Genomic DNA, 26,704 nt, shown 5'->3' with positions numbered 1-26,704 from the left:
CTTTTTTTCCTTTTTCCACGATCAAGCAGAGGGCACGAATCTTGATATGGATTATGGAATCACGGATCAACATCATTATGGCTGAGGTGGTCCAACTCGTATTTGTTTGGGTTGGGGAAGGATTGGTGCTCAATTTGTCGGCTTGCAATCCATCAAGTGAACTTTATCAAGGAGGAGTTAAAACATGTCCGTTGGAGTCCTGGCGTTAATCGCCGCACTTCCCATTGCTCTCGCTCTGGTGCTCATGGTCGGCTTTCGCTGGCCCGCCACCAAAGCCATGCCCCTGGCGTGGCTGGTCACCGCCGTCGCCGGCGTCGGCATCTGGAACCTTCCGGTCGGATACATCGCCGCCCTGTCCATCCAGGGCGTGATCACGGCCATCGGCATCTTGATCATCGTCTTTGGCGCAATTCTGATTCTGTACACCTTGCGCGACTCCGGGGGAATGGAAACCATCCAATGCGGGATGCAAGGCATCTCTCCCGACATGCGAGTCCAGGCCATCATCATCGGCTACCTCTTCGCGGCCTTCATCGAAGGCGCCGCGGGTTTTGGAACACCAGCCGCTCTGGCCGCCCCGCTGCTCCTGGCCCTTGGCTTCCCCCCCTTGGCCGCGGCCGTCATCTGTCTGGTCTTCAACTCCTTTCCCGTTTCTTTCGGCGCAGTCGGCACCCCGGTCATCATCGGTCTTACCTTCTTGCGTGACCTGGTCGGCGACGCCGTAGCCACTGGGGCCGTGGGAGTGAACTTCACCAGCTACGAATCCTTCGGCATGCTGATCGGACAGTGGGCGACCCTGATGCACCTGCCCATGATTTTTATCCTGCCCATTTTCATGCTCGGCTTCATTTCCCGTTATTTCGGACCGAAACGTTCCTGGTCCGACGGCTTCGCTGCTTGGAAATTCTGCGTTTTCGCCGCTGTCGCCTTCACCATTCCTTACCTGATTTTTGCCTGGCTGCTGGGACCGGAGTTCCCCTCGCTGATCGGCGGACTTGTCGGCCTCGGCGTTGTGGTCTGGGGCGCCAAGAGAGGCATTGCCGTGCCCAAGGAAGTCTGGACTTTTGGTTCTCAGAAGAACTGGGATCCCGAATGGACCGGCACGGTGAAAACCAGCGCCGAGGATTGCAAGTTTGAAGCGCGGATGAGCCAGTTCAAGGCATGGCTGCCCTACGTGCTCATCGGCGTCATCCTGGTACTCACCCGCATCGAGCAGCTGGGGCTCAAGGCCTGGCTTTCCTCCCAGACCATCGCATGGCGAGGCATCCTGGGCTATGAATCCGTCAGCGGCGCCGTTGCCTATCTCTATCTCCCCGGCACCATCCCGTTCATGCTTGTCGCCATCCTGACCATCTTCATCCACGGCATGCCCGCAGACAAGGTCAAGGCAGCCTGGGTGGACTCCATCAAGCGGATGAAAAATCCGGCCATCGCCCTGTTCTTTGCCGTGGCTCTGGTCTCCATCTTCCGCGGCTCCGGCATCGGCGACCTAGCTCTGAACCCCAATGCCTATCCCTCCATGCCGCTGGCCATGGCCAAGGCGCTGTCCGAGTTGGTTGGACAGGGCTGGCCCATGTTCGCCTCCTTTATCGGCGGCCTGGGTGCGTTCATCACCGGATCGAACACGGTTTCCAACCTGCTCTTCGCTGAATTTCAGTGGGGCATGGCCACACAGCTCGACCTGCCGCGCCAGCTCATCGTCGCGGCCCAGGTCGTGGGCGGCGCCATGGGCAACATGGTCTGCATCCACAACATCGTGGCCGTCTGCGCGGTGGTCGGCCTCTCCGGTCAGGAAGGCGCGATTCTGCGCCGTACCTTCTGGCCCTTCCTGCTGTATGGCGTGGTTGTGGGCATCATGGTTACACTGATGATTTATCTGCTCCCGGCCAACCTTTTCTAGCTTGCGCATCCCTCCGGACGGTGTATCCGTCCGGAGGGATATCAAAAGACTCAGGAATCCATCTTCATGGTTCACCTCTTCTTTTCCGGTCTTCCAAAAATAGATTTTGACATTACTTTAGTAGGGTGAACACTGAACATTGACACCTGAACCCATGCAAAGGAGTTTGCAATGATAACTGATGCATTGAAAAAAGAATTTGAAACCACGGTGGGCAAGGACAACGTGATGACCGATGCCGTGGACCTGCATTCGTATTCCTATGACTCAGCCGTCCTGGAACAGATTCAGCCCGGAATCGTGGTTCGGCCGGAGCAATCCGAGGATCTGGGCAAAGTCGTCAAGCTGTGCAACGACAACGGCTTGAAATTGACGGTTCGCGGCGCCGGAACCAACCTCTCCGGAGGAACCATTCCTCACCCCGGCGGCGTGGTCTGCCTGACCACGGCTTTGGACAAGATTCTGGAAGTCAACGAGGAAGACCTCTACGCCGTGGTCCAGCCCGGCGTGATCACGGCCAAGTTCGCGGCGCACGTGGCGGCAAAAGGACTTCTGTACCCTCCGGATCCGGGCTCCCAGGCCGTCTCCACCCTGGGCGGCAACGTGGCCGAAAATGCCGGAGGATTACGGGCCCTGAAATACGGTGTTACAAAGGACTACGTCATGGGCGTGGACTTTTTTGACGTCAATGGCGAGCTGATACGCACCGGCGGCAAGACCGTAAAATGCGTCACCGGCTACAACCTGGCCGGCCTGATGATTGCCTCCGAAGGCACATTGGGAGTTTTCGAGAAATTCATTCTCAAGCTTGTACCGCCTCCAGCCGCCTACAAGGCCATGATGGCCGTTTTTCCGGACGTCATGGACGCCTCCCGAGCCGTGGCCGCGATCATTGCAAACAAGATCGTTCCCGCCACTTTGGAATTCATGGATAACTTTACAATCCGCACCGTGGAAAACTTCCGCAAGGCCGGCCTGCCGGTTGATGCCGCGGCCATGCTGCTGATCGAGGTGGACGGGCATCCCACCCAGGTCGAAGACGACGCTGCCAAGGTGGAAAGCATCTGCAAGGAACATAAGGCCACCAGCGTGCGTGTGGCCAAGGACGATGCCGAGCGCAACGCCGTCTGGCAGGCTCGTCGCGACGCGCTGCCGGCCCTGGCCCGGGTCCGCCCGACCACGGTTCTGGAGGACGCCACGGTTCCGCGCTCCAAAATTCCGGCCATGATGGAGGCTTTGGATAAAATCGCAAAAAAATACGACCTGACCATCGGCACCTTCGGTCATGCCGGGGATGGAAATCTGCACCCGACCATCCTCACGGATAAGCGCGACAAGAAGGAATGGCACAAGGTGGAGTCGGCCATTGACGAAATTTTCGACGAAGCACTGGCTCTGGGCGGCACTCTTTCCGGAGAACACGGCATCGGCCTAGCCAAGTCCAAGTACATGAAAAACGAATGCGGCATCGCGGCCATCGAATATTCCCGAAAGATGAAAAGCGTGCTCGACCCCAAGGGCATCCTCAATCCGGGCAAGATCCTCGGCCCCCTGCTCGCCTAACTCCGGGAGGACATCATGGCCGATATCAAAAAACTTGTATCCATGCTCAAGGAGCTGGACGATCTGCTCACCGGATGTATGCGTTGCGGCATGTGTCAGGCCCAGTGCCCCGTGTTTGCTCAGACCGGTCGGGAAACCGACGTCACCCGCGGCAAACTGGCCCTGCTTTCCGGGCTTTCGGATGAAATCCTTAAGGATCCCGTGGCGGTCAATGAAAAGCTGCAACGCTGCCTGCTCTGCGGCACCTGCGAAGCCAACTGCCCCTCCGGAGTCAAGGTAACGGACATTTTTCTGCGCGCCCGAGCCATCCTTTCCGGCTACCTGGGCCTGCCCCCGGCCCAGCGGCTGATTTTCCGCAGACTGCTGACCAATCCCAAGCTGATGAACAATCTCCTTTCCTTGGGCGCCTCCATGCAAAGCATCTTCACCAAGGAGGCGGACGGAGTCATCGGTACGTCCTGCGCCCGGTTCAATGCCCCGCTTATCGCGGACAGGCATTTCAAAAAACTGGCCGCCAAGCCGTTTCATACCCTGGTTCCCAGACAGGATACGCCTCCCGGCAAACCTGGACTGCGGGTTGCTTTTTTTCCTGGATGCGTCACGGACAAGGTCTTCCCCCAGGTTGGAGAGGCCGTGTTGAAGATCATGAAACACCACGACATCGGCGTGTACATGCCGCCCAATCAGGCCTGCTGCGGCATTCCCGCCCTGTCCAGCGGGGAGCCGGAGAGCTTTGACAAGCTGGTCCGGCAGAATCTAGACCTTTTTGCCAAGAGCAAATGGGACTATCTGATCACCCCATGTGCCACCTGTACCGCGACCATTGCCGAACTTTGGCCCAAATACTACGGCGATAAAATGGACACCGTCCGGGTTCAGGAACTTGCGGCAAAAGTCATGGACGTCAGCCAATTCCTGACCGACGTGCTGAAAATCACCCCGGTTCAGGCCTCTGCGGAATCGGCCAAGGTCGCCTACCATGACCCATGCCATCTGCGGAACACGCTGAAGGTCACGGCCCAGCCCCGCAATGTTCTGACTGCAGGCGGCAAGTACGTGACGGCGGAACTTCCGGGCGGTCCCTCCTGTTGCGGCTCCGGCGGGAGTTTCAACATCAAGCACTACAAACTCTCCGACGTCATCGGCCGCAAAAAGGCCGAGAGCATTGCCGCCACCGGAGCCAAAATCGCCGCTACCAGCTGTCCCGCCTGCATGCTCCAGCTTGCGGACATGCTCTCCAAGACCGGCCATTCGATTCCGGTGAAGCATGTCGCGGAATTGTACGCGGAAACGTTGTAGGACGAGAGGCGATGGGCGGAGGGAAGTCGAAAGATCGGCACTCTCCGCCCCTGGCCATATCGCCTCACCCCAAGCCCTTAGCCCATAGCCCATCATCAAAGGATACCTCATGGCCAAAAATCTCTACGTCATCAATACGGAGTCCCGCAGCGGCAAGTCGGCCATTTGTCTTGGCCTGATGCAGATGCTGATGCGCAACATCCGACGCGTTGGTTTTTTTCGGCCGATCATCAGCGTTCAGGGCAACGGCAAGCGCGATCACGATACCAACCTGATCCTATCGCAGTTTCATCTCAACGAAACTTATCAGGATGCGTTCGCATACTCGCTGGAGCAAGCCAGAGATCTGATCAACCAGGGCGAACACGCCGTGCTGATGGAAAACATCCTGGCCAAGTATAAAGCCCTTGAGACCCGCTTCGACTTCATCTTGTGTGAAGGCTCGGACTTCATCGGCGGCGATTCGGCCTTTGAATTCGACATCAACGCGGAAGTCGCGGCCAACCTCGGCTCTCCGGTCATTCTCGTGGCCAACGGGCAGAACAAAACTCCGAAGCAGATTGTCGCCCAGACCCAGATCGCCATCGACACCTTTACTGATAAAGGTCTGGACGTTTTGGCGACCATCGTCAATCGCGCCGAAGAGGTGAACAAGCAGGAGATCATCGGCGGCCTTCGGTGCAAGTACCGATTGCATGAGGAATGCCTGACGTACGTCATTCCCGAAGTGCCGTCCCTGGGCAAACCCACCATCAGCGACGTCAAGAAATGGCTGGATGCCGAAGTGGTAATCGGACAGGAACTGCTGGACGTTCAGATTGACGATTACGTCGTCGCGGCGATGCAGGTGAACAACTTCCTTGAGTATGTCTCCAAAAACTCCCTGGTCATTACACCCGGCGACCGATCAGACATTCTCCTGGGTTGCATTGCCACGCGGCAGTCCCAGACATATCCGGAAGTGGCCGGTATCGTCCTGACTGGAGGCATTAAGCCGCCTTCATCGATCATGAAGCTTTTGGAAGGCTGGACAGGCGTGCCCATGCCGATCCTGGCAGTCCAGGGACATACCTACAAGATCACGCGGATCCTCATGGAAATGTACGGTCGAATCGAACCGGAAGACCAGAAAAAAATCGCAACGGCTCTGGGCTCCTTCGAGGAACATGTGGACACCGCTCAACTGTTGCAACGCCTGGAAGCCAAAAAGTCCACCAAAATCACCCCGATCATGTTCGAATACAGTTTGATCGAAAAGGCCAAGGCCGACCGGCGTCACATCGTCCTTCCCGAAGGCTCTTCAACTCGAATTCTTCAGGCCGCGGACATTCTGCTGCGACGCAGCATCGTGGACCTGACCATTCTGGGCAACCCGGATTCAATTCGGGCCAAGGCGGCCCAAATGGGGCTGGTTTTGGACAAGGCCGAGTTCATCGAACCCTCTTCTTCAGAACTGTTCGACGAGTACTGGCAAACCTACTACGAGATGCGCAAGTCCAAAGGCATGACTCAGGAAGTGGCGCACGACACAATGGCCGAGGTCACCTATTACGGAACAATGATGGTCCAGAAAGGACATGCCGACGGCATGGTTTCCGGCTCCATCACCACAACCCAGCAAACCATCCGCCCGGCTCTGCAGTTCATCAAGACCAGGCCCGGCATCTCCCTGGTATCCTCGGTCTTTTTCATGTGCATGTCGGACAGGGTGCTGGTCTTTGGCGACTGCGCCGTGAATCCCAATCCCACGGCCAAAGAACTGGCGGAAATAGCCGTTGCCTCCGCTGAAACCGGCATTCAGTTCGGTGTTGAACCTCGGGTGGCCATGCTTTCCTATTCCACGGGAGAATCGGGCACCGGTTTGGAAGTGGAAAAGGTACGTGAGGCGACTATAATCGCCAAACAGATGGCTCCGAACCTGCTCATCGAAGGCCCGATCCAGTATGATGCCGCCTATGATCCGGACGTTGCCATGACCAAAATGCCGGACTCTCTGGTGGCCGGAAGAGCCACGGTGTTCATTTTTCCGGACCTGAACACCGGGAACAACACCTACAAGGCTGTCCAGCGCGCCGCCAACGCCGTGGCCATCGGCCCGGTGCTCCAGGGCCTGAACAAACCGGTGAACGATCTTTCCCGCGGCTGCACCGTGCCGGATATCGTGAACACCGTGGCCATTACCGCCATTCAGGCCCAGCACGCCTTGAAGGCGAAAACCGAATAATGACAATCAGGCGGGATGTAACGACTCCGGACAGAATAAGCGACGTCGCAACAAAGGATTAGACCGACCATGAAAATACTCGTCCTCAACTCCGGCAGTTCCTCGGTCAAGTACCAGCTCCTGGACATGAAGAATCAAACCGTTCTGGCCTCCGGCCTGGTGGAGCGGATCGGCGAACCGACCGGCTTGGTCAGGCACAAGCGTCGCCCGTCCACTGACCAGGAACAAACGTTCACTGAAGAGATGCCCATTCAGGATCACGCCACTGGCTTGGCGCGGGTCGTGGAATTGATTACCGGTAAAGATACCGGAGTCATTTCCGCAGTTTCCGAGATTAACGCCATAGGCCACCGCATCGTCCACGGCGGCGAGTCTTTCAGTACCCCGACCTTGATCGACGAGGCGGTCATCGAGGGCATCAAGGCCCAGATTCCGCTTGCCCCTCTGCACAACCCCGGGGGATTGGCCGGCATCGAGACCGCTCAGCGCCTTTTGCCCGGAGTACCTAACGTGGCGGTCTTCGATACGGCCTTTCATCAGACCATGGCTCCGGAGGCCTACCGGTATGCCATCCCCAAATCCCTCTACACCGAATTGAAGATCCGGCGCTACGGATTTCACGGCACGTCGCATCTGTACGTGGCCAAGCAATGCGCACGTCTTCTGGCCAAACCCTTCGCGGAAACGAGCTGTGTGACCGTGCACTTGGGCAACGGCTGCTCCATGGCCGCGATAAAAAACGGCAAATGCATCGATACCAGCATGGGCCTGACGCCTTTGGCCGGGCTGGTCATGGGCACCCGCTCCGGGGATGTCGATCCGGCTTTGCATGCCTTTCTCGCGGACAACAAGAACCTGTCCATTCGCGAGATCGACACCATCCTGAACAAGCAGAGCGGGTTGAAAGGCATGTGCGGCCACAACGACATGCGCGACATCCATGACCTGATCGCCCAGGGAGACGAAGATGCTCAACTGGCGCTGCGGGTGTTCTGCCGGCGCGTCACCCAGTACATCGGGCAGTATCTCGCCTTGCTGGACGGCACGGACGCCGTCTGTTTCACCGCGGGCATCGGCGAAAACGACCATGTGGTCCGCCGTCTGTCCTGCGCCACCCTCTCCGGAGTCGGCGCAATCCTCGACACCCACCTCAACGCCGAGGCTCCTCGTGGAAAGGCGGTGGAAATCAGCGCATCGAACAGCCGGGTAAAAATCTTCATCATCCCCACCAACGAAGAGTTGGAAATTGCCACTCAAACCTTGGAGGTGCTGGGGTAGGGATCCTCTTCCTCAACCGCCAGGCAAACAGCGCCATGTTTGCGGCCGGTCTCGTCGAGATTACGGGTCATCGCAAAGGTCGCAATCGAGTCGAAATCGAAATCGAAATCGAAATCGAAATCGAAATCGAAATCGAAATCGAAATCGCAAAACAACAAATAAATAATGAAACTATTGCGATTGCGATTTCAATCCAAATAATCATCGAACCGTGAACCTTCCTATAGGAGGTCGAATGTGAACCAGGAACATATCAAGCTCTTTACCCAGAAAGCCGAAGCCGTTTCCGCCATTGTGAAACCCATCGGCTCCATGCAAGAGGCGTATGCCTATGCGGTGGAGGTGTGCGTGAACAAGGACGCCTGCCAGTTGCTGTTGTCCGGTTGCGAAAACGCCATCTCGGACGAGGCCGCGGACTTGTGCGTCGCCAAGGCGTCGGACAAGGTCATGGCCGCCCCGAAACTGGTGGACGATCAGTATGCGGAACTGGCCGCGGCAGCCGAAAAGGCTGGAGTCAAGCTCATTGCCGAAGGTCTGCGCGACCATCTGGCGGGGATCGACATTGGTTTTGCCGTAGCCGATCTTGGCCTGGCCGAGACCGGATCCCTGGTACTGGATTCCTCTTCAGAGGACCTGCGCCTGTCCACCATGATCTGTGAGATCAACGTCATGGTTCTTCCCCTTTCCAAATTGCGGGCGACCAGCTACGAAGCGGAGCCCGAACTGCTGCCCATGATGCAAAAGACTCCCAACTACCTGGCCTTCATCACCGGAGCCAGCCGAACAGCGGACATTGAACGTGTCCTGGCCATCGGCGTTCACGGCCCGCTGGAACTGCACATTTTGCTGCTGGAGGATAGCTGATGCAAACCGCTGTCAAAATAGAAGAATATCTTCAGGAAGTAGAGGATTCCCTTGGCAACGAATTCCAGCGCAAGGCCCTGGACACGTTCGCCGTGGCCTACCGCACCGGCCGGGCCAATGCCTTTGCCGGGATGGACGTCAAAGGGCTGATCAAGGAGATCGCCCAGGCCAAGGACGAGTCCCTGGCCCGAATGGACGAGTTGTACGATCAGTTCAAGGCAAAGGCCGAGTCCATGGGGGTGCATGTTCATCTGGCCGCTACGGCCGAAGAGGCCAACCAGATTGTCGCGCGCATCGCCAGAGAGAACAAATGCAAGAAGGTGATCAAGGCCAAGTCCATGACCGCCGAGGAAACCCACCTGAACCACCATTTGGAGGAGCAGGGGCTGAAGGTCGTGGAATCGGATCTGGGCGAATGGATCATCCAGATGCGCGGCGAAGGGCCGTCGCACATGGTCATGCCGGCCATTCACCTTTCCCGCTACCAGGTGGCGGATCTTTTTGCCGGAGTAACCAAGAAGGAGCAGGAGCCGGATATCCAGAAACTGGTCAAGGTGGCCCGCCGGGAACTGCGCAAGGAATATGTTGAAGCGGACATGGGCATTTCCGGAAGCAATTTCGCCGTGGCCGAAACCGGAACCATCGGCCTGGTGACCAACGAGGGCAACGCCCGGCTGGTTACGACACTGCCCAAAGTACACGTGGCCTTGATCGGCCTGGAAAAGCTGACTCCGACCCTGCATGACGCCCTGCGCATCCTGCGGGGATTGCCCCGCAACGCCACGGGCCAGCAGATCACGTCATACGTCACCTGGATCACCGGCGCCAATGAGTGCCATAGCGCTCCGGAGAACAAGAAGATCATGCATGTGATCTTCCTGGACAACGGCCGCAAGGCGCTGGCCAAGGACAAGGATTTTTCCCAGATCCTGCGCTGCATCCGTTGCGGAGCCTGCGCCAATGTCTGTCCGGTCTACCGTCTGGTAGGCGGCCACAAGTACGGCCATGTCTATATCGGCGCCATCGGCCTGATCATGACCTACTTCTTCCACGGCAAGGACAAGGCGAAATTCCTGGTCCAGAACTGCGTGAACTGCGGGGCCTGCAAGGAAGTCTGCGCCTCGGGCATCGATCTGCCCCGGCTGATCAAGGAAATCCATGCCCGCATCCAGGATGAGGACGGCCATCCGACCTCATCCAAACTGCTCGGAACAGTGCTCAAGAACCGCACCATGTTCCACACCCTGCTCAAGAACATGCGCTGGGCCCAGAAGCCTTTTGCCGAGCGCGAGGGCCAGTACATCCGCCATCTGCCCACGATCTTCATCAAGGGACAGGATTTCCGCAAACTGCCGACCATCGCCGACAAGCCTTTTCGGGACGAATGGGAATCCATCAAGCCCGTGGTCGCCAAACCGGAGCTGAAGGTTGCCCTGTTCTCCGGCTGCGTCCAGGATTTTGTTTATCCCGAGCAGATGAAGGCCGCGGTCAAGGTCATAGCCTCCACCGGCAAGGTGGCTTTGGACTATCCCATGAAGCAATCCTGCTGCGGATTGCCCGTGAACATGATGGGCGAGAAGCAGACCGCTATCGATGTCGCCAGACAGAACGTCGCGGCATTCGATCCGTTGCAATACGACTACATCATGACCATGTGCGCATCCTGCGCATCACACCTCAAGCACGGCTATCCCAAGCTGTTGGAGAACGAGACGGAAATGACCGCAAAGGTCGCCCAGTTCGCGGACAAGGTCATCGACTTCAGTTCATTTGTTCACGATGTGCTAAAAATCTCCTCCATGAAGTTCGCCCGCTCCGACCAGAAGGTCGGATACCACGCACCTTGCCACCTCTGCCGAGGGCTTGAGGTCCGGGATGCTCCCCGCGAGAATCTGGACATGGTTTGTGAATATGTGCCGACAACTGAAGAAGAAGTCTGTTGCGGCTTCGGCGGCTCCTATTCCATGAAATTCCCGGCCATCTCCAAAACCCTGCTGGCCAAAAAGCTGGCCGATCTGGAAGCCGGCAACATCACGGCCGTGGGAACGGACTGCCCCGGCTGCGTGATGCAGATTCGCGGCGGCATGAAAGCCGCTGATAAACCCATCGAGGTCAAACATATCGCCGAACTAATGGCGGAAAGACTGCGATAACAACCCCTGGAACGCCCCAGCAAGAGAGATGCTGTTAAAGGCCGGAGGAATTCCGGCCTTTTTCTTGCGGAGCATATTTGGCTGAACATTATCCTGCAGATGCCGCTTATTTTTTTCATGTTTGACTGTGAAGACGCATGTTCGTTATCTTGAAAAATCAGCTGTAAGCAATGTATTTGAGTTCCAGAATTTAAAACCATGGGACCCAGAACATTGAATTGCAAGATCAATCACCAACCGGAGTCATCGCATGGCTGACAATGAAACCTTGCGCACCATCGCCGCCCGGCACAGCATCCGAATGTTCACTGACCAGGATGTGGCCCCTGAACACATTCAAGCTCTCCTGAATGCGGCCAACCAGGCTCCGTCTGCGCACAATCAGCAATCCTGGCGATTTGTTGTGCTTCGCGGTCAAAAAAAGTCTGAACTAGCCAAATTGGCCGGAGACCGGGCCGCTGATTTTCCCAAGCCCTCCTCCTCTCTGCTGCGCATGGCCGCCAGGAGCATCAACAGCGCTCCGGTGGTTGTGGCCATCCTGAACACTGGTGAGCTGATCGCCCGGGGAGAAAAGCTGTTCAAGCTCGAACATCCAGGAGTGGGAGATTTTTTCCGGACCATGGAAATCCAGAGTTCCGCCGCGGCCGTGCAAAACTTGTTGCTTGCGGCCACTTCTCTGGGCTTGGGTTCGGTCTGGCTGGGAATTTTGTTTCTGATCAAGGAAGATGTGCGCCGCTTTCTTGGTGAGCCTGAAGGTGAGTTCATGGCCGTGATTCCGCTGGGATACCATGAGCGCATGACGAAAGGCCCCAACAAGATCAAAACCGATGTCGTAACGCGATATCTGCAATAATCCCCTACTTGAAACCAAAGGCAGGTAAACCATGCCGGAACAATTCAAGGACATAAAAAACCAAGTCCGCGACTCTTATGCCAAAGCTGTCTCCGAGGCCGGGGGCTGCTGCCTGCCCGTGGGTGGCGACACCCACCTCGGAACCCTTGACCCGCAGGCCCAGGCCGGTTTGCTCGGCTACTCACAGGAGCAATTGGGCAAGACGCGGGGACAAGCGAACCTGGGGCTGGGATGCGGAAATCCGGTGAATCGATCCGACCTCAAGCCCGGTGAGTTCGTGCTGGACCTGGGCAGCGGCCCGGGCTTCGACGCCTTGCTGGCCGCGGAAATGGTCGGCCCCGAGGGCAGCGTCATCGGCGTGGACATGACCCCGGAAATGATCACCGCGGCCACGGACCATGCTCAGCAGGCCGGTGCATCGAACGTAAGATTTGAACTGGCCGAGATCGAACGACTTCCCTTGGCCGATGCATCCGTTGACGTGGCCATTTCCAATTGCGTGATCAATCTTTCCCCGGACAAACCGACCGTATACCGCGAATTGTACAGGGTGCTCAAACCCGGTGGGCGGATCTGCATATCTGACGTGCTTCTGGAAAAGGACGTTCCGGAAAGCCTGAAGAACGATCCCGCTGCCTGGTGCGGCTGAATATCCGGAGCCAGTCTCACCGGTCAGGTGAGACCCATGCTGGAAGCGGCAGGGTTCACGAACATTCAGGTGGAGATCAAACCGCGGAGCAGAGAAATCATTGCCAACTGGAAAATCGCGGATTCCGAGAATTACGCCGTCGCCGCGTATATTCTGGCCGTCAAGCCTTTTTAAGCTTCGCGGGCTTGCAGGAACATTTCACGCACAAGGAATTGTAAAGACATGCCTTATGTGAACATCAAAATCACCAGGGAAGGAGCCTCTTCGGAACAGAAGGCCCGGCTTATCCAGGGCGTTACGAAACTGCTTGTTGACGTCCTGGGAAAGAATCCCAAGACAACCGTCGTGGTCATCGACGAGGTGGATACCGATAATTGGGGGATCGGCGGCGATCAGGTCACGAAGCTGCGCGGGATCGCCGGCGGAGTCGCCAATGAGCAATGAAACCATCACCTGGGAGGAATTTCAGCAGGTGGCGATCCATGCGGGGACCGTGGTCGAGGTCAAGGCTTCTCCCAAGGCCCGCAAGCCGGCGTATGTCGTGATGGTTGATTTCGGGCCGGAGATCGGCATCAAGCAAACCAGCGCCAGGATCACTGATCACTACACTCCGGATGAACTTGTCGGACGGCAGGTGGTCGGCGTGGTCAACTTTCCGGTCAAACAGATTGGCCCGGTTCGCTCCGAATTTTTATTGACCGGGTTCTATCGCCCGGACGGGACAGTGATCCTGGCCGTGCCGGACAAGAAAGTTCCCGACGGAGCAAAACTGGGATGAGCCCAAAGGAACATGGGGTCAGGAAGCAGAACCCGCGGACAAAATCTCTTTGACCCTGCCGACTTCGCCGCTCTCCAGACGCACCTTGATCCCTCGGGAATGATTTGAAGACTTGGTTAAAATATCCTTGACCCGACCTCGGGTCAGCACCCCTGTCCGCTGATCCTTTTTCATGACCACGGCCACTTCAGATCCTCGTACGATATCGGCTCGAACTGTTCCGTCCATTATCCCGTCTCCTGGCAACTTGTTTTGCAAATTCAACCAATTGTTTACCCGCAGCTTGTCACGCTTCCGGGATCAAGTCGAGCCAGTTCAGCTCTCATCAGTTCCCGCTCTTTTTTCAACGACGCATATTCCTTTCTGGAAATTGCAACACGTGGCTCCAGATCCGCCGTGCTGCCGCCAAGTTGTGACACGGCGACATTTCCCACCCCGTGAACCTCGACTTCCCCTACTTCATACCAGTCCAGCGACCACGTTGCCTCGGCAAAGAAGGCACTTGCGAGCACTTCGCCGGGAACGCCATATTTTGAGATGCCGGCACAGCGATCCACGACAATCCCTTGAGGATCGGGAGCTTCGTGGCCTTCAAACCGCAACTCGTACACCGGACCGAAATCCGCGGTGATCTTGATAGCCGTTGCGAAGCCGGTGACGGAATGCAATGCCTCCTCGATTTCCCTGACATGCACAAGGAAGTTCCCCGCATGCTCCGCCTTTTCAAAGGAAGCCATCACCTCGTCGCCGATGAATTTGACGACATTCCCATGGGAAATCTGGACCGCCGCGGAGACGAGCTTGCTGAACTGACGAATGATCAGGATCCAATTCTCCGGGTTCTCCCTGTGCTCGATCTTGAATGATGTCGATCCCACAAGATCGATAAAGACAATGGCCCGATCCACGAATCCTGACCTGATGCCGTCCACGACAGTACTTTCTTCGGCAAAAAGGTCTTGCGCCTTCCTTTTCAGGTTCTCCAGCCAACTGGAGTCTTGGGTTTGATTTGGCATTGCAATCCTTGTACTTAACGTTGCGAGCTGCTTTATACATAACCGTCTTAAAGATCTGACTCGGGTGATGAAAATCCTTGCACTTGCTCTTGAAACCCATACTCAATTCTTGGCGAACTTCCTGAGAAAATCAACTTGCTTCGCAACTGCTCAGAACTTTCATGATTAAACTCGCGGTGTTCCGGCTTGTCTCTATTTATTGGCATCGCATGTCTGACTGAACCAGTATTCGTTCATCGAACCATTGCCGGAAGCGTGAAGCACAAAATGCTGTTTATGCGCGCAATGTTCGATGTTGCGAGGCCGAAAAATCGATACAAGCCGAAACCAGGTGGGCAGTTACAAACATACAGGTTATAGCATGGATAGTGAAAAGTTTTCTGAAGATGCCGACAAAGTGATCAAGGCGCTGATGGATATCAGCTGCGCCATCAATTCCGATTTGTACCTTGAAGATATTTTGCGCCTGATCGTCATGGTCACGGCAAAAGTTACTGGAGTCGAGATCTGTTCCCTCTGGCTGGTTGAAGATACCGACAACGGAAAAAAGCTCCGAATTAAGTCAACCCAGACCATCGAGCCCGCATACTTATTAGACAGGGAACTCAATATCAACGAAGGTGTCGTCGGCCATGTCGCTGCGCATAAAAAGCCATTGATCGTCTACGATGTGCTGTCCGAACCGCTGTTCAAGGAAAAGAAAATGGCCCGGAAACTTGGCCTGAAGTCCATGGTCAGCGTTCCGCTTCTGCTCAAGGACCATCAGGTGGTGGGTGTACTGAATTGTTTTTCATCAATATACCATCACTTTTCGGATTGTGAAGTGAACCTGATCACTACGGTAGCCAACCAGGCGGCTGTGGCCATTTATAATTCAGAACTCCTCATCAAGACCAAGGTCATCCGGGAGGAACTGGAAACTCGAAAACTGGTGGACAGAGCCAAAGAGATCCTGATGCGGCGAAGCGAAATCAACGAGGAGGAAGCCTATCGCTGGATGCGAAAGAAAAGCATGGACTCTCGCAAAACCATGCGAAGAATAGCTGAGGCCATACTGTTATCCGAAGAAATCTACTAAAATGATCCAAAGCTGTTCATCCAACCGTCTATGATCGATCTTCTACACACCCAAACTTGACATAAACAGTCTTCTGCCACTATATTCAATGCCTTTCTGTTTTGCACAATGGCGTGCAAAAACATTTAATCATTCATGTACCGAAAAAGACAAAGGCGTCTTATACCCACTTTCAAAATAGGGTAGAGACGTCTTTTTTTATTTCTAAACCAGGCTTTTTAGCCGTTACTTTCCTACAAACGTTACATATTAGGGAGATACGAATGAGTGAAATGCGTTTTTCTAAATCCAATGATGTTCTTGGTACAACAAATCGTGGCAACCCGGCGGAATCAAGCCTGTGTACTCTTTGCCGCGCCGATTGTCAGGGCAAATGTGAAACCTTCATGTCCAGCCTAGTCGGTCGCGCGCTTATCTATCCACGAAGCTTTGGAATCGTTACCGCGGGCGCCAACAATACCACCCATGTCGGAGTTTCCTACAATTCCTTGCGTATTCAAGGACGTGCCTACGGAGCCCACGGACTTGCCCCTGGCCTGTCCTCGGATCCGGACGACTGCACGTTTCCCAACGTCAGCCTGGAGACAAGTTTTGGCCGCGAGATCAAGACCAAGGCCCGGATGCCAATCATGACCGGCGCGCTCGGATCCACCATAATTGCTCAGAAATACTGGGATTCCTTTGCCATCGGGGCGGCTCTCGTCGGGGTTCCCGTTGTCATTGGTGAAAACGTGGTCGGTGTCGACAGGCAGTCCGTCATCTCCAAGGGCAAGGTCACCAAGGCTCCGGAACTGGAGCGACGCGTGGAAAGCTATACCAGGTATAACGGCGATTACGGGGCGATCATCATTCAGGTCAACGTGGAAGACACCCGTAACGGCGTCATCGAGTATATCGCCGAGAAGTACGGCAACCAATGCATCATCGAGCTTAAGTGGGGTCAGGGGGCGAAAGATATCGGCGGCGAAATTCAGGTTCACAGCATCGAATATGCAAAATTCCTGAAAAACCGCGGCTACATCGTTGATCCGGATCCGGAAACGGAATGGGTCCAGACCGCATTCGAGAAAGGGGCGATTACCTCATTTGCCAGACACAGCCGTCTGGGCGCGACCAACCTGAGCAAGGTCGACCAGGTTCGCGAAGATTTCATGAAAAGCGTCGACTACCTCCGCAGCCTCGGCTTGCAGCGCATCTCCCTGAAAACCGGGGCTTACGGCATGGAAGAACTCGCCATGGCAATCAAGTTCGCAACCGACGCCAAGCTCGACCTTCTGACCATCGACGGCGCCGGCGGCGGCACCGGCATGAGCCCGTGGAATATGATGCAAAGCTGGGGCGTCCCCTCGATCAACCTGCATGCCAAGGCGTATGAATACGCTTCCATCCTGGCAGCCAGCGGCCAGCAGGTGGTGGACATGTCCTTTGCGGGCGGTTTTGCCCTGGAAGATCACATCTTCAAGGCGCTTGCCCTGGGCGCTCCCTTTACCAAGCTGGTCTGCATGGGACGGGCGATCATGATCCCCGGCTTCCTCGGCACCAACATCGAGGGTGCGCTTCATCCGGATCGGCGGGAAAAAATCCACGGCAACTGGGACCAGCTCCCGAAAACGGTGAAGGACCTCGGCAGCAGCCCAGAAGAGATCTTTGCCGGCTATTATGACGTGGAGGAGCGGGTCGGAAAAGAGGAAATGAAGAATATTCCTTACGGCGCCATAGCCTTCTGGACCATGGCGGACAAGCTTGCCTGCGGCATGCAGCAGATGATGGCCGGCGCCCGCAAGTTTTCCATGGATAAGATCTCAAGATCGGACCTTTTCTCCGGCAACAGGGAAACCGCCCTGGAAACCGGCATTCCGCACGTGGCCGAGGCCAACGACGAAACCGCGAAAAAAATCCTCGCGTCGTAGCTTCGATTCCGGAAGCACCGGATTCACGTTTCCTCAAGTCAAATGCCCGGGGGGATCAAATGATCCTCCCGGGTTACTTTTATCCTGCAGGGCTAGCTTCGGCTATTAGCCACCGGGTACGGATGATGGATTAAAATACTTGGGTAAGCTGCAAAGATGGATAGGCGACGCGGAACAATAAAGAGTTTGGAGCAACGCCTCTGTCAGCCGGTTTCTTTCAGGCTGGGATCCGTCTTGGCCCGGGCCCACCAAGTCAGCAGTCCCAAGGTGAAGAAAGCGCCCGGAGGCATGATCATGATGGTCCAGGAATGCCACCAGAGGTCTTTGGCCGGAAGGGAATAGCCCAATACCGTCCCGAAACCGAGGGGTTCGCGAACCAGGGCTATGGCGATGAGCACCAGGGAATAGCCGATTCCCGTGGCCAAGCCGTCCAGCAGGGAAGGGAAAGGACGATTCTGACTGGCAAAGGCTTCAGCCCGTCCCATGATGATGCAGTTGGTGATGATCAGGCCCACGTAGGGTCCGATAAATCGGTGAATATCTGGGGCCGTGGCACGGATCACGATGTCCACCATCATCACGTAACTGGCAATGATCAACACCTGAACCATCATCCGGATGCGTTTGGGGATGAAACTGCGCAACACCGAAACGGTGAGATTGGACATGGCCGTCGTGAAGATGACGCCAGCGCACATCAGCAAGGTGTTGGTCAGCAGGTTGGTGACCGCCAAAGCCGAACAGATCCCCAGAACCTGGCGGTAGACCGGGTTTTCCGCCCAGATTCCTTTTTCAAAGATGCTTCTGGATGTATCGGCCATGGCTTACATCTCGGAATTCGTGGTCTGAATATTTGCCTGGTAGGCGAGGCGAAATTCATGCAGTTCGTTGTTCAGCATCTCGATCAAGGCCCGGGACGTTCCCGTGGCTCCGGTAATGGCGTCCACGCGGCCTTCGGCATCCGGATCCATTCCCGTTGCAAGAATCACGCGACGATCCGGCTGTCGCTCCCAATCAATTCGCAGCCCCTGAAACTGTGCCAGAAAACCCTCTTCCTCGATCCGCCCCCCCAGACCCGGAGTTTCGGCTTGTTCCATGATCCGCAGGTTGAGGACCGTATTTAAATCAGGGTTAAGCACAATGACGCCACGGATAATGTCCCAGACGCCACGCCCCTGAAAAATGAACCCGATATCCCTGGATTCGTCATCATGTTCAGTAACCCGTTCAAACACAGCCCAGGTGCGATCAGGTGTGCGCAAAGAGAACTCGCGCACATGTTCCTGAACCGCTTGTGCAAAGGCCTCGGCGTCGCGCCCCGGCACGTCTAGATTGAAGGCCTGGGCGATGGTCCGGTTGCGATGAAGTTGCTCGTTGCGGGCTAGCATGTCCTTGGTTCCATGATGGACCAGCGAAACCCCGGTGCCGAAGAACACGGTGATAACCAGCATGAAGCCCAGCACATAGGTGATGGAGTCCTTCTTCATTTTCGTTCCCCTATGCCGGCTGCCTTGGCCTGAATCGGCCTTGCCGACCTCGCGGCGGACAGGCGCTTGAACCAGAGATCCAGGGAAGGAGCGATCATGTTGCCCAGGAGAATGGCAAAGGCCACGGCGCCGAAAAAGATACCGTAGGTTCGGAAGAAGACAATCATCATGCCGATAAAAAGCCCGTATATCCACTGCGACTTCGGCAATTTGGGGGCACTGACCGGCTCCGTGACCATGAACACGGCGCCGTACAGGAGGCCTCCGGACAGCAAGGTGAACTCCAGGGGAGGGACGGCGTCGACGCCCAGGCCGTAGCGCAAGGCGACGCACAGAAAGCCAGCTCCCAGAACGGGAGGGATCATCAGACGCCACTGCGCCGTCTTGGTGTAGAGCAGGTAGACGGCTCCCAGCAGGATCGCCGCGGCGCTGACCTCGCCGATGGAACCGGCGCCCAGGAGCAGGGTTTGTTCACCGGCAGCGAATACCCCGCCAATATCCCCGAAAAAAAGATCCCCGATCGCGGTTTCATGATCATGGGTCTTGCGGGCAACCATGGGGGTCGCCGAAGTGAAGACATCCACTGCTCCATGGCCGGCGCGGAGCAGATAGTCCGGAAGCTCCCCGGCCTTGGCCATGCTCCAGTGAACGAATCCGCCGGGAAAATCACGAAACGCCGGCACAAACTGGTTGGTCATTTCCAGGGGAAAGCTGACCCAGACAAAAGCCCGGCCCACAATGGCCGGATTGAAGACATTCTTGCCGAATCCGCCGAACAGCTCCTTGCCGAACAAAATGCCCACCACAATACCTACGGCGGTGATCCAGAACGGGATAGTCGGGGGCAACGCCAGAGCGTAGAGCGCTCCGGTCACGAAACAGGCCTGGGTAACCTTGCCGCCTCGCCGCGAGGCCATGAACCATTCCGTCAGGAAGGCGAAAAACATGGAAACGGCGAGCACGGCCAAAACGCGTAGCCCGAAAAAATAGGTGCCCGCTACGATGACGGGTAGAAGTGCGTACAGCACCCGAAGCATGATTTTTTGCTTGACGAATTCAGGCTTTTTCATTGGGAGATCGTGGTTCCAATCATGCTTTCGAATAACGGAAGGCACCATTGTCTCAGGTTTCGGACATAAGGGCGATTCGTGGATTTCAGTAGAGCTGGGAAAAAGCTATCAAAACGGCATATCTTCAGCAACTTTTCATCGCAGTCTGAAATGCATTCAGACTAGGTGGCTTTCAAATCCGCGCATTTCACCTGCGTCGGGCAATCAAAACGCCGCCGGCAAGAAAACAGTGAAAAGCACAGCGAAGACAAGCGCCGGGAGCATGTTGGTGACGTTGATGTTTTTCAGGTCCAGGAGATTGATGCCGATGCCCATGATCAGAAGGCCGCCGGTGGAAGTGAGCTGATTGATGATCGGATCGGTGAAGACACCTTGGGCCTGGCCGGCCAGGAGGGTGATGGAGCCCTGGTAGAGGAGAATGGAGAGGAAGGAGAAAAGCACCCCGATACCGTAGGTGGAAGCCAAGGGGATGCAAATGAATCCGTCAAGAATGGATTTTGTCAGCAGGATGGTGCGGTCACCGCGGATGCCCTCATCGATGGATCCGAGAATGGCCATGGAACCGATGCAAAACAGAAGCGAGGCCGTGACGAAGCCGTCGGTGAAACGGGCGTCCTTGGAGCCGAGACGCGTCTTGAGCATGTTGCCGGCGCTGATCAATCGTTCGTCCAGGCGCAGGAGTTGGCCGCACAACGCGCCGCAGAGCATGGAAAAGACAAGAATCAGGACATTGTCGAAGCTCAGGGCCATGTGCAGACCGATGACCAGAACGCACAATCCGATGGAGTGATAGACCAGGGTTCGATAACGGTCTGAAAAACGTCCGCCGAGCAGCAAACCGAGCAGGCTGCCGAGAATGATGGCCGCGGCATTGATAAGTGTTCCAATGGGCATGGCGCGGTGTGTAGCGCTAAGAAGGGAGGAATGCAACGCAGTCCTCCCTTCTCTGTACTTTCCGTGCCTATTGGCATCTCCAACTACTTGAATTATAAAAAAGTCTTTATCCGCCTATGTCCCATGGGTCATGTCGTTCATCCAGTCGTTCCCGCAGGTCTTCTTGTTCTCCTTCCTTCCAGGCTCGTTCCATCTGGGTGAATATTTCAATGGGCGTGAGATCAGGATCCGACTCCAGTTGGGCGGCGCGTTCCCGGACGAACTGCTGCGTGCGGAACTGCCTGGGGTAGCTGAAGTTCTTTAGCAGACCGAACCCTTCAGCCCGTCTTCCCTCTCCGATCAGGGCGAATCCGTGGTGAAACTGCTCCTCCGGAGTGGGATCACGAATTTCACCAATCCGCCTGAATTCCTGGACTGATCGCGCATAATATGACGGATCAAGATCCCTTCCCATATAAAAGTAGGTCATGGCCAGACGCCTCCGGGCGGTGGCATCCTCGGGATTTTGAACCAGTATCTCCTGGAAGAGTTGTTCCGCTTGCCGGTAATCTCCGCGGGCCAGCGCAAGATTGCCCTGCATGTAGCCGCCGCATCCCCCAAGCCCCATCAGAAGCAGCATGCAGAAGATACATCCAATGATTGATTGGGAACAAAGGCATGATCGCACGGGAAACCTCAATGCTCCCGCTTGGGCAATTCATCCTTGGGGCGTTCGATTTCCTGGCCGATGGTGAACGCCGGCCCAAGATACTCTCCCAACCCATGGTAGGTACGAACCACCGGCCCAAAGACCGCGGGACGAAGTTTTTCCACATCCGGGAGCCCTTCTTCCATGAGCACCGCGGCATCGGCTTTGATGTCCAGAATTTCTCCGATGAACATGGTATGCAGTCCCAGGTCAACTGTTTGCAGCAGGCGGCATTCGGCTATCAGGGGAAATTCCTCGATATACGGCGCATCCACCAATTCGCTCCTGACAGGGGTGAGCCCGGTGGCGGCGAACTTGTTCACGGTTCTTCCGGAGGCTGTGCCGCAATAATCAGCCATGATGATGTTATTCTCCGTTGCGACATTGACCGTGAACGACCGGCTCATGGTGATGCACTCATAGGTGTATGTCGCCTTGCGCAGCGAAATGTTCAGACAGGGGGGCTTAGAGCAGCAGATCCCTCCCCAGGCGATGGTCATGATGTTCGGCTTTCCTTCCTGATCATACGATCCAACAACCCATACCGGTGTAGGAAATACCAGCGTTTTTGCTCCCAAAGATTTTTTCATCACGTCCTCCTGTTCTTGGGGCTTCAGACTTTCAATTCGATGAGTTGCGTGTAAATCAACAATAGCAATCAATTCGAAAATGATGCCCCCGAATCGGCCCAGCCGACTGGGTTAAGAATAAAAAGCTAGTCTCTTCAAGACACATTGAACACGCATCGTGTTCTTCATAGGTTTTGTCATATTCAACGGCATTCACCGGAAGATTGCAAGCTCCGGAACAAGAAGCTGGAGGATGAAGGCGGACATGGGTTGACGAGGGTTGTCCCCCAAGTGCATGCTTATGAGAAAAAAAGGTGCGTTTTTTCGCGACCATTTCGTGTCCGGATTTTAAGTGCTCTGAATCGCACTTGAGATCTACTTCGCAAATTCTTGTTGCAGGCCCGGAACTCGTCCGGTTGCCTGGATTTGCCGCCTCTCATGCCTGCTTGAGCCAGGATTCGTTCAGCTAATGCCGGACACGAACATGCCTGTTCTTCAGGTAATGGTCATGGCGCAATCGGTGAAATCTCTGCGAGGCTTCAAATTCAAGACAGGTCGAGCCTCAGATGAGGAGTAGCCCCACTTTGTCATAACGCAGCTTCGCCGCATCAGTCGAAAAGAGGATCTGGAATGGAAAAACACTTCTTGCTTGCAATTGGCGACGATCAAAGCTCATTTCTTGCCGGACGCTTCATCAATCACTTTTTTCTCCACAAACACCACATTCGATTGACGCTGCTCTATGTTGCCCCGCAACCTCCGTCCGTTTATCTGGATGACAGTGATGTCTACCAGCGAAAAAAATGGACGGATGGCTGGAAAAAGGCACAGCAGCAGCGGGCTGACGAGCTTCTGGAAAAAGGACGCGCCATGTTGGTGAGTTCCGGTTTTTCCTCGAGCAATGTTGCCACAAAGTTCATTTACAGCCAGTTTGGATCTGCCAAGGATTTAATTCAGGAGTGCGCCAAAGGGCATTACGATGCCCTTGTCCTTGGTCGACGCGGACTTTCGCGGTTTGAGGAACTTTTCGTGGACAGCGTCACGAAATCCATCATGAACGAAGATTTGTCCTTCCCCATCTGGGTTTGCCAACGGACCGAAAGCAAACGCAGGAATGTTTTGGTTGCCGTGGACGGCTCCGAGCCCTGCGTCCAGATTGCCGATCATGTCGGATTCGTGATGGCTGATCAGCCGGATCACTCCGTGGTGCTGGCCCATGTGAACGGTGATTCATCGACTCCCGATCCGGATGCACACTCTTTTTTCGATCACGCCTTGACCTCGGTCCTGAACAACGGCGTGTCCAGAGAACGGATCCAAACCAAAATCCTGCAATCTTCCAAACCCGCGCAAGCTCTGCTCCAGGAAGCCGAGAACGGTCGATATGCGGTGGTTGCCGTCGGCCGAACCGGCACGTCCGCTCCGGGCTTTTTTTCCATGGGCTCGGTCAGCAGGACCCTTCTGGCAAAACTGGATGGCGCGGCCTTGTGGGTCAGCCCTTCTACCTGCCGACTTTCCGAATAATTTTGCAATGGCATTAATCGAGAATATCCCTCCATGCGGAGCAGGTCTTTTCTCAAATCAGCAACAAAGAGTCGAATGATGAAAAATGAAACCCCGCAGCACTCCGAAAAAAAGACGGAAAAAACCCCGTGGCATTCCTTTTCCATTTCCGAGGTTCTCGAGCGGTTGGAGAGCGACACCAAAGGATTGAGTGCATCTGAAGCGGACAGTCGACTGGAAAAATACGGCCCGAACGAATTGCCCCAAACCAAAGGCCGCAGCGCGTTGATGCGCTTCCTGGCCCAGTTCAACAACGTTCTTATCTATCTGCTTCTGGCTGCAGCCGTAATCACGGGACTGCTCGCCGAGTGGTTGGACATGGGTGTCATCCTCGGCGTGGTGCTTGTAAATGCAATGATCGGCTTCATCCAGGAAGGGAAAGCCGAAAAATCCCTGGATAGCATCCGGAACATGCTCTCCCCTTCGGCCGTGGTTCTGCGCGACGGCAAGAAAAAAGAGATCGAGGCCAAGGAACTGGTCCCGGGGGATGTGATCCTGCTCAATGCGGGCGACAAGATCCCGGCGGACATCCGCCTGTTCAAATCCCGCGATCTTCAGATAGAGGAAGCCGCCCTCACCGGAGAATCCGTTCCCGTGGAAAAGGATACCGAGCCTGTGGACAAGGATGATTCCCTGGGCGATCGTTCCAGCATGGCCTTTTCCGGCACCATGGTCGCCTATGGGCAAGGTCGGGGCTTGGTGGTCGGAACCGGATCGGATACGGAGATCGGCAGGATCAGTGAAATGCTGTCGGACGTGGAAACACTGACCACTCCGCTGCTCAAGCAACTCGGACGCTTCGGCAACATACTCAGTGTTGCCATCATCGCCATGGCTGGCGTGACCTTCGCTTTCGGGTACTTCTTCCAAGGCTTTGCACCGGGTGAGATGTTCATGGCTGCCGTGGGTTTGGCCGTGGCCGCCATCCCCGAAGGTCTACCAGCTATTGTGACCATTACCCTGGCCATCGGCGTGCAGCGCATGGCCAAGCGCAATGCGATCATCCGCCATCTGCCCGCGGTGGAAACGCTCGGCTCGGTGAGCGTGATCTGCACGGACAAAACCGGCACACTGACCCGCAACGAAATGACCGTCCAAACCTTGCGCACGCGGGACAGAACCGTGACTCTTTCCGGGGTCGGCTATGCTCCGGAGGGCGATTTTCAACTCGATGATGAAAAATTTGATCCACGCCAGGAAAAGGGGCCCATCCTGGATCTGTTGCGCTTTGGTTTGCTCTGTAACGAAGCCGAGGTCACAAAAACGGACGGCAACTGGAAGGCTCAGGGAGCGCCGACGGAATCCGCCCTGATCACGGCGGCCTTGAAGGCCGGCCTGGATCAGGAGGAGGAAAATGATCAATATGAACGTCTGGATGCAATTCCCTTCAGTTCGGAACAAAAATTCATGGCCACTTTGCACCGTCACTCCGAATCAGGTGGCCTGATCATCTTGAAAGGGGCGCCGGAAAAAGTTCTGGAACGTTGCTCGACGCAACGGACCGAAGACGGCGACGAGTCGCTTGATCCTTCCTTCTGGGAGGACGAAGAACAAAAAATCGCCTCCAAGGGCCAACGTTTGCTTGGGCTGGCCATTCGTCCCCTGGACAACGGCCAGGACAAACTGAACATGGATGACGTGGCTGAAGGCTTCATCTTCCTTGGGCTGTACGGAATCATCGATCCGCCCCGGGACGAAGCCGTGCAAGCCGCGGAAAAGTTGATCGGCGACTGTGAATCCATGGAAGATTGCGACAGTGCCGGCATTCGAGTCAAAATGATCACAGGGGATCACGTGGTCACGGCCACGGCCATCGGCCTGCAGTTGGGGATCGGAGACGGCAAAACAGCACTCACGGGCAAGGATATCGAGTCCATGAGCGATGAGCAGCTTCAGGAGCAGATTCCGGACGTGGACATATTTGCCCGGGTCTCGCCAGAGCACAAGCTGCGCATCGTGACGGCCCTGCAGGCCAAAGACAAGATCGTGGCCATGACCGGTGACGGTGTAAATGATGCCCCGGCGTTAAAGCGGGCGGACGTCGGAGTGGCCATGGGCCAAAGCGGGACCGAAGCGGCCAAGGAGTCCTCGGACATGGTCCTGGCGGACGACAATTTCGCCTCCATCGCCAATGCCGTTGAAGAAGGTCGCACGGTTTACGACAACATCAAAAAAGCCATTCTGTTCATCCTGCCCACCAACGGCGGACAGGCACTGGTGGTCATCGCGGCAATATTTCTGGGGATAGGTGCGGCCGGCGCGGGCGGCGAGTTCGCTCTGCCCATCTCGCCACCGCAGATCCTGTGGATCAACATGGTCACGGCGGTATCCCTGGCTCTGGCTCTCGCGTTTGAGCCGGCGGAAAGCAACGTGATGCGACGTCCGCCCCGGAAAGCGGACGAGCCGTTGGTATCCCGGTTTCTGCTCTGGCGGATCTCCTTTGTTTCGTTGTTGTTGACCATTGGCGCCCTGGGCCACTACGTGTACATGCTGGGCGGCAACGCTTCACAGGATCTGGCCGCCACCGTGGCCATCAACACCTTGGTCTTCGGCCAAGTCTGCTACCTGTTCAACAGCAGGTTCATATTCGAGAGTTCCATGCGCCTTACGGCCTTCACGGGCAGCACTGCCGTACTCTGGTCCATTCTTGTACTGGCCGTCCTGCAGCTGGGATTTACCTACGCCCCGCCGATGCAGTTTCTCTTCCGCACCGAAGCAGTGGACCTCACGACGTGGCTGCGGATCTTTGTTTTTGGAGTGGTACTCTTCCTGTTGGTTGAAGGGGAAAAGTATCTGATGCGCCGCTACACTGACGCCCGCTGACCGCTCGGATTTGCACGGCGGGCCATTTTTTACGTGACATTTGCA

The 26,704-nt window shown here is 55.9% G+C and carries 25 protein-coding genes; 17 read left to right on the top strand and 8 right to left on the bottom strand.

Going from position 1 to position 26,704, the window contains the following annotated elements:
* Positions 1-184: 184 nt before the first annotated feature.
* From BLP93_RS14575 to BLP93_RS14520, 13 genes are all read left to right on the top strand, one after another.
* A complete protein-coding gene (locus BLP93_RS14575; protein WP_092123291.1) occupies positions 185-1,900 on the top strand; it encodes an L-lactate permease in 1,716 nt (571 codons plus the stop codon).
* Between the two features lie 171 nt (positions 1,901-2,071).
* On the top strand, positions 2,072-3,463 hold the full coding sequence (locus tag BLP93_RS14570; protein WP_208596664.1) for an FAD-binding oxidoreductase: 1,392 nt from the start codon (positions 2,072-2,074) through the stop codon (positions 3,461-3,463).
* A 15-nt stretch (positions 3,464-3,478) separates the two neighbouring features.
* Complete coding sequence (locus BLP93_RS14565) at positions 3,479-4,762, top strand: (Fe-S)-binding protein (protein ID WP_092123289.1); 1,284 nt, start codon at positions 3,479-3,481, stop codon at positions 4,760-4,762.
* 109 nt (positions 4,763-4,871) lie between these two features.
* A complete protein-coding gene (gene pta / locus BLP93_RS14560) occupies positions 4,872-6,986 on the top strand; it encodes a phosphate acetyltransferase (RefSeq protein ID WP_092123287.1) in 2,115 nt (704 codons plus the stop codon).
* A gap of 69 nt (positions 6,987-7,055) precedes the next feature.
* Positions 7,056-8,264: an acetate kinase gene (locus tag BLP93_RS14555; protein WP_092123285.1), complete on the top strand. Its 1,209-nt coding sequence runs from the start codon at positions 7,056-7,058 to the stop codon at positions 8,262-8,264.
* A gap of 35 nt (positions 8,265-8,299) precedes the next feature.
* Positions 8,300-8,479, top strand: a complete 180-nt coding sequence (locus tag BLP93_RS16940) for a hypothetical protein (RefSeq protein WP_092123283.1) — start codon at positions 8,300-8,302, stop codon at positions 8,477-8,479.
* A 22-nt stretch (positions 8,480-8,501) separates the two neighbouring features.
* Positions 8,502-9,128 carry a LutC/YkgG family protein gene (locus BLP93_RS14545; RefSeq protein ID WP_092123281.1) on the top strand — a complete coding sequence of 209 codons (627 nt, stop codon included), beginning with the start codon at positions 8,502-8,504 and terminating at the stop codon, positions 9,126-9,128.
* A complete protein-coding gene (gene ldhH, locus BLP93_RS14540) occupies positions 9,128-11,281 on the top strand; it encodes an L-lactate dehydrogenase (quinone) large subunit LdhH (protein WP_092123279.1) in 2,154 nt (717 codons plus the stop codon). Before BLP93_RS14545 ends, ldhH begins: the two co-directional genes overlap by 1 nt.
* Positions 11,282-11,531: 250 nt before the next feature.
* A complete protein-coding gene (locus tag BLP93_RS14535) occupies positions 11,532-12,134 on the top strand; it encodes a nitroreductase family protein (protein WP_092123277.1) in 603 nt (200 codons plus the stop codon).
* A gap of 31 nt (positions 12,135-12,165) precedes the next feature.
* Positions 12,166-12,783 (top strand): methyltransferase domain-containing protein, encoded by a 618-nt coding sequence (locus BLP93_RS14530; protein ID WP_208596663.1) that lies wholly within the window; start codon positions 12,166-12,168, stop codon positions 12,781-12,783.
* 36 nt (positions 12,784-12,819) lie between these two features.
* Entirely contained in the window at positions 12,820-12,957 is a 138-nt protein-coding gene (locus tag BLP93_RS17285) for a hypothetical protein (RefSeq protein WP_208596662.1), read from the top strand.
* 48 nt (positions 12,958-13,005) lie between these two features.
* Positions 13,006-13,227, top strand: a complete 222-nt coding sequence (locus tag BLP93_RS14525) for a tautomerase family protein (RefSeq protein ID WP_092123273.1) — start codon at positions 13,006-13,008, stop codon at positions 13,225-13,227.
* On the top strand, positions 13,217-13,561 hold the full coding sequence (locus BLP93_RS14520) for a tRNA-binding protein (RefSeq protein ID WP_092123271.1): 345 nt from the start codon (positions 13,217-13,219) through the stop codon (positions 13,559-13,561). The genes BLP93_RS14525 and BLP93_RS14520 overlap by 11 nt, the downstream gene beginning before the upstream one ends.
* An 18-nt stretch (positions 13,562-13,579) precedes the next feature.
* Here the strand turns inward: BLP93_RS14520 and BLP93_RS14515 are convergent, their stop codons facing one another.
* Together BLP93_RS14515 and BLP93_RS14510 are read right to left on the bottom strand one after the other, a co-directional pair.
* Positions 13,580-13,789 (bottom strand): YwbE family protein, encoded by a 210-nt coding sequence (locus BLP93_RS14515; RefSeq protein WP_092123269.1) that lies wholly within the window; start codon positions 13,787-13,789, stop codon positions 13,580-13,582.
* A 44-nt stretch (positions 13,790-13,833) separates the two neighbouring features.
* A complete protein-coding gene (locus tag BLP93_RS14510) occupies positions 13,834-14,577 on the bottom strand; it encodes a hypothetical protein (RefSeq protein WP_092123267.1) in 744 nt (247 codons plus the stop codon).
* A 361-nt stretch (positions 14,578-14,938) separates the two neighbouring features.
* Between BLP93_RS14510 and BLP93_RS14505 the strand changes: the two genes are divergently transcribed.
* Positions 14,939-15,655 carry a GAF and ANTAR domain-containing protein gene (locus tag BLP93_RS14505; RefSeq protein ID WP_092123265.1) on the top strand — a complete coding sequence of 239 codons (717 nt, stop codon included), beginning with the start codon at positions 14,939-14,941 and terminating at the stop codon, positions 15,653-15,655.
* A gap of 272 nt (positions 15,656-15,927) precedes the next feature.
* A complete protein-coding gene (locus BLP93_RS14500) occupies positions 15,928-17,565 on the top strand; it encodes a glutamate synthase-related protein (protein ID WP_092123325.1) in 1,638 nt (545 codons plus the stop codon).
* A 203-nt stretch (positions 17,566-17,768) separates the two neighbouring features.
* Here BLP93_RS14500 and rsxE read toward each other — a convergent pair whose 3' ends face one another.
* The 6 genes from rsxE to BLP93_RS14470 form a co-directional block, all read right to left on the bottom strand.
* Complete coding sequence (gene rsxE, locus BLP93_RS14495; protein WP_092123263.1) at positions 17,769-18,386, bottom strand: electron transport complex subunit RsxE; 618 nt, start codon at positions 18,384-18,386, stop codon at positions 17,769-17,771.
* A 3-nt stretch (positions 18,387-18,389) separates the two neighbouring features.
* A complete protein-coding gene (locus tag BLP93_RS14490; RefSeq protein WP_092123261.1) occupies positions 18,390-19,052 on the bottom strand; it encodes an FMN-binding protein in 663 nt (220 codons plus the stop codon).
* The gene (locus BLP93_RS14485; protein ID WP_161946352.1) at positions 19,049-20,122 is read right to left on the bottom strand and encodes an RnfABCDGE type electron transport complex subunit D; all 1,074 of its coding nucleotides are present in this window, start codon (positions 20,120-20,122) and stop codon (positions 19,049-19,051) included. The genes BLP93_RS14490 and BLP93_RS14485 overlap by 4 nt, the downstream gene beginning before the upstream one ends.
* A 204-nt stretch (positions 20,123-20,326) precedes the next feature.
* A complete protein-coding gene (locus BLP93_RS14480) occupies positions 20,327-21,052 on the bottom strand; it encodes a DUF554 domain-containing protein (protein WP_341844807.1) in 726 nt (241 codons plus the stop codon).
* 70 nt (positions 21,053-21,122) lie between these two features.
* Positions 21,123-21,635: a tetratricopeptide repeat protein gene (locus tag BLP93_RS14475; RefSeq protein ID WP_092123257.1), complete on the bottom strand. Its 513-nt coding sequence runs from the start codon at positions 21,633-21,635 to the stop codon at positions 21,123-21,125.
* 56 nt (positions 21,636-21,691) lie between these two features.
* A complete protein-coding gene (locus BLP93_RS14470) occupies positions 21,692-22,294 on the bottom strand; it encodes a flavin reductase family protein (RefSeq protein WP_092123255.1) in 603 nt (200 codons plus the stop codon).
* 609 nt (positions 22,295-22,903) lie between these two features.
* Here BLP93_RS14470 and BLP93_RS14465 point away from each other — a divergent pair.
* Both BLP93_RS14465 and BLP93_RS14460 read left to right on the top strand, forming a co-directional pair.
* Positions 22,904-23,797 (top strand): universal stress protein, encoded by an 894-nt coding sequence (locus tag BLP93_RS14465; protein WP_092123253.1) that lies wholly within the window; start codon positions 22,904-22,906, stop codon positions 23,795-23,797.
* Between the two features lie 75 nt (positions 23,798-23,872).
* Positions 23,873-26,659 (top strand): cation-transporting P-type ATPase, encoded by a 2,787-nt coding sequence (locus BLP93_RS14460; RefSeq protein WP_244148773.1) that lies wholly within the window; start codon positions 23,873-23,875, stop codon positions 26,657-26,659.
* The last annotated feature ends 45 nt before the right edge of the window (positions 26,660-26,704 follow it).

Source organism: Desulfonatronum thiosulfatophilum (assembly GCF_900104215.1).
GTDB classification, from domain to species: Bacteria; Desulfobacterota; Desulfovibrionia; order Desulfovibrionales; family Desulfonatronaceae; genus Desulfonatronum; species Desulfonatronum thiosulfatophilum.
The sequence above is the reverse complement of the archived record's forward strand: the minus strand, read 5'-3'. Positions and strand labels throughout refer to the sequence as shown.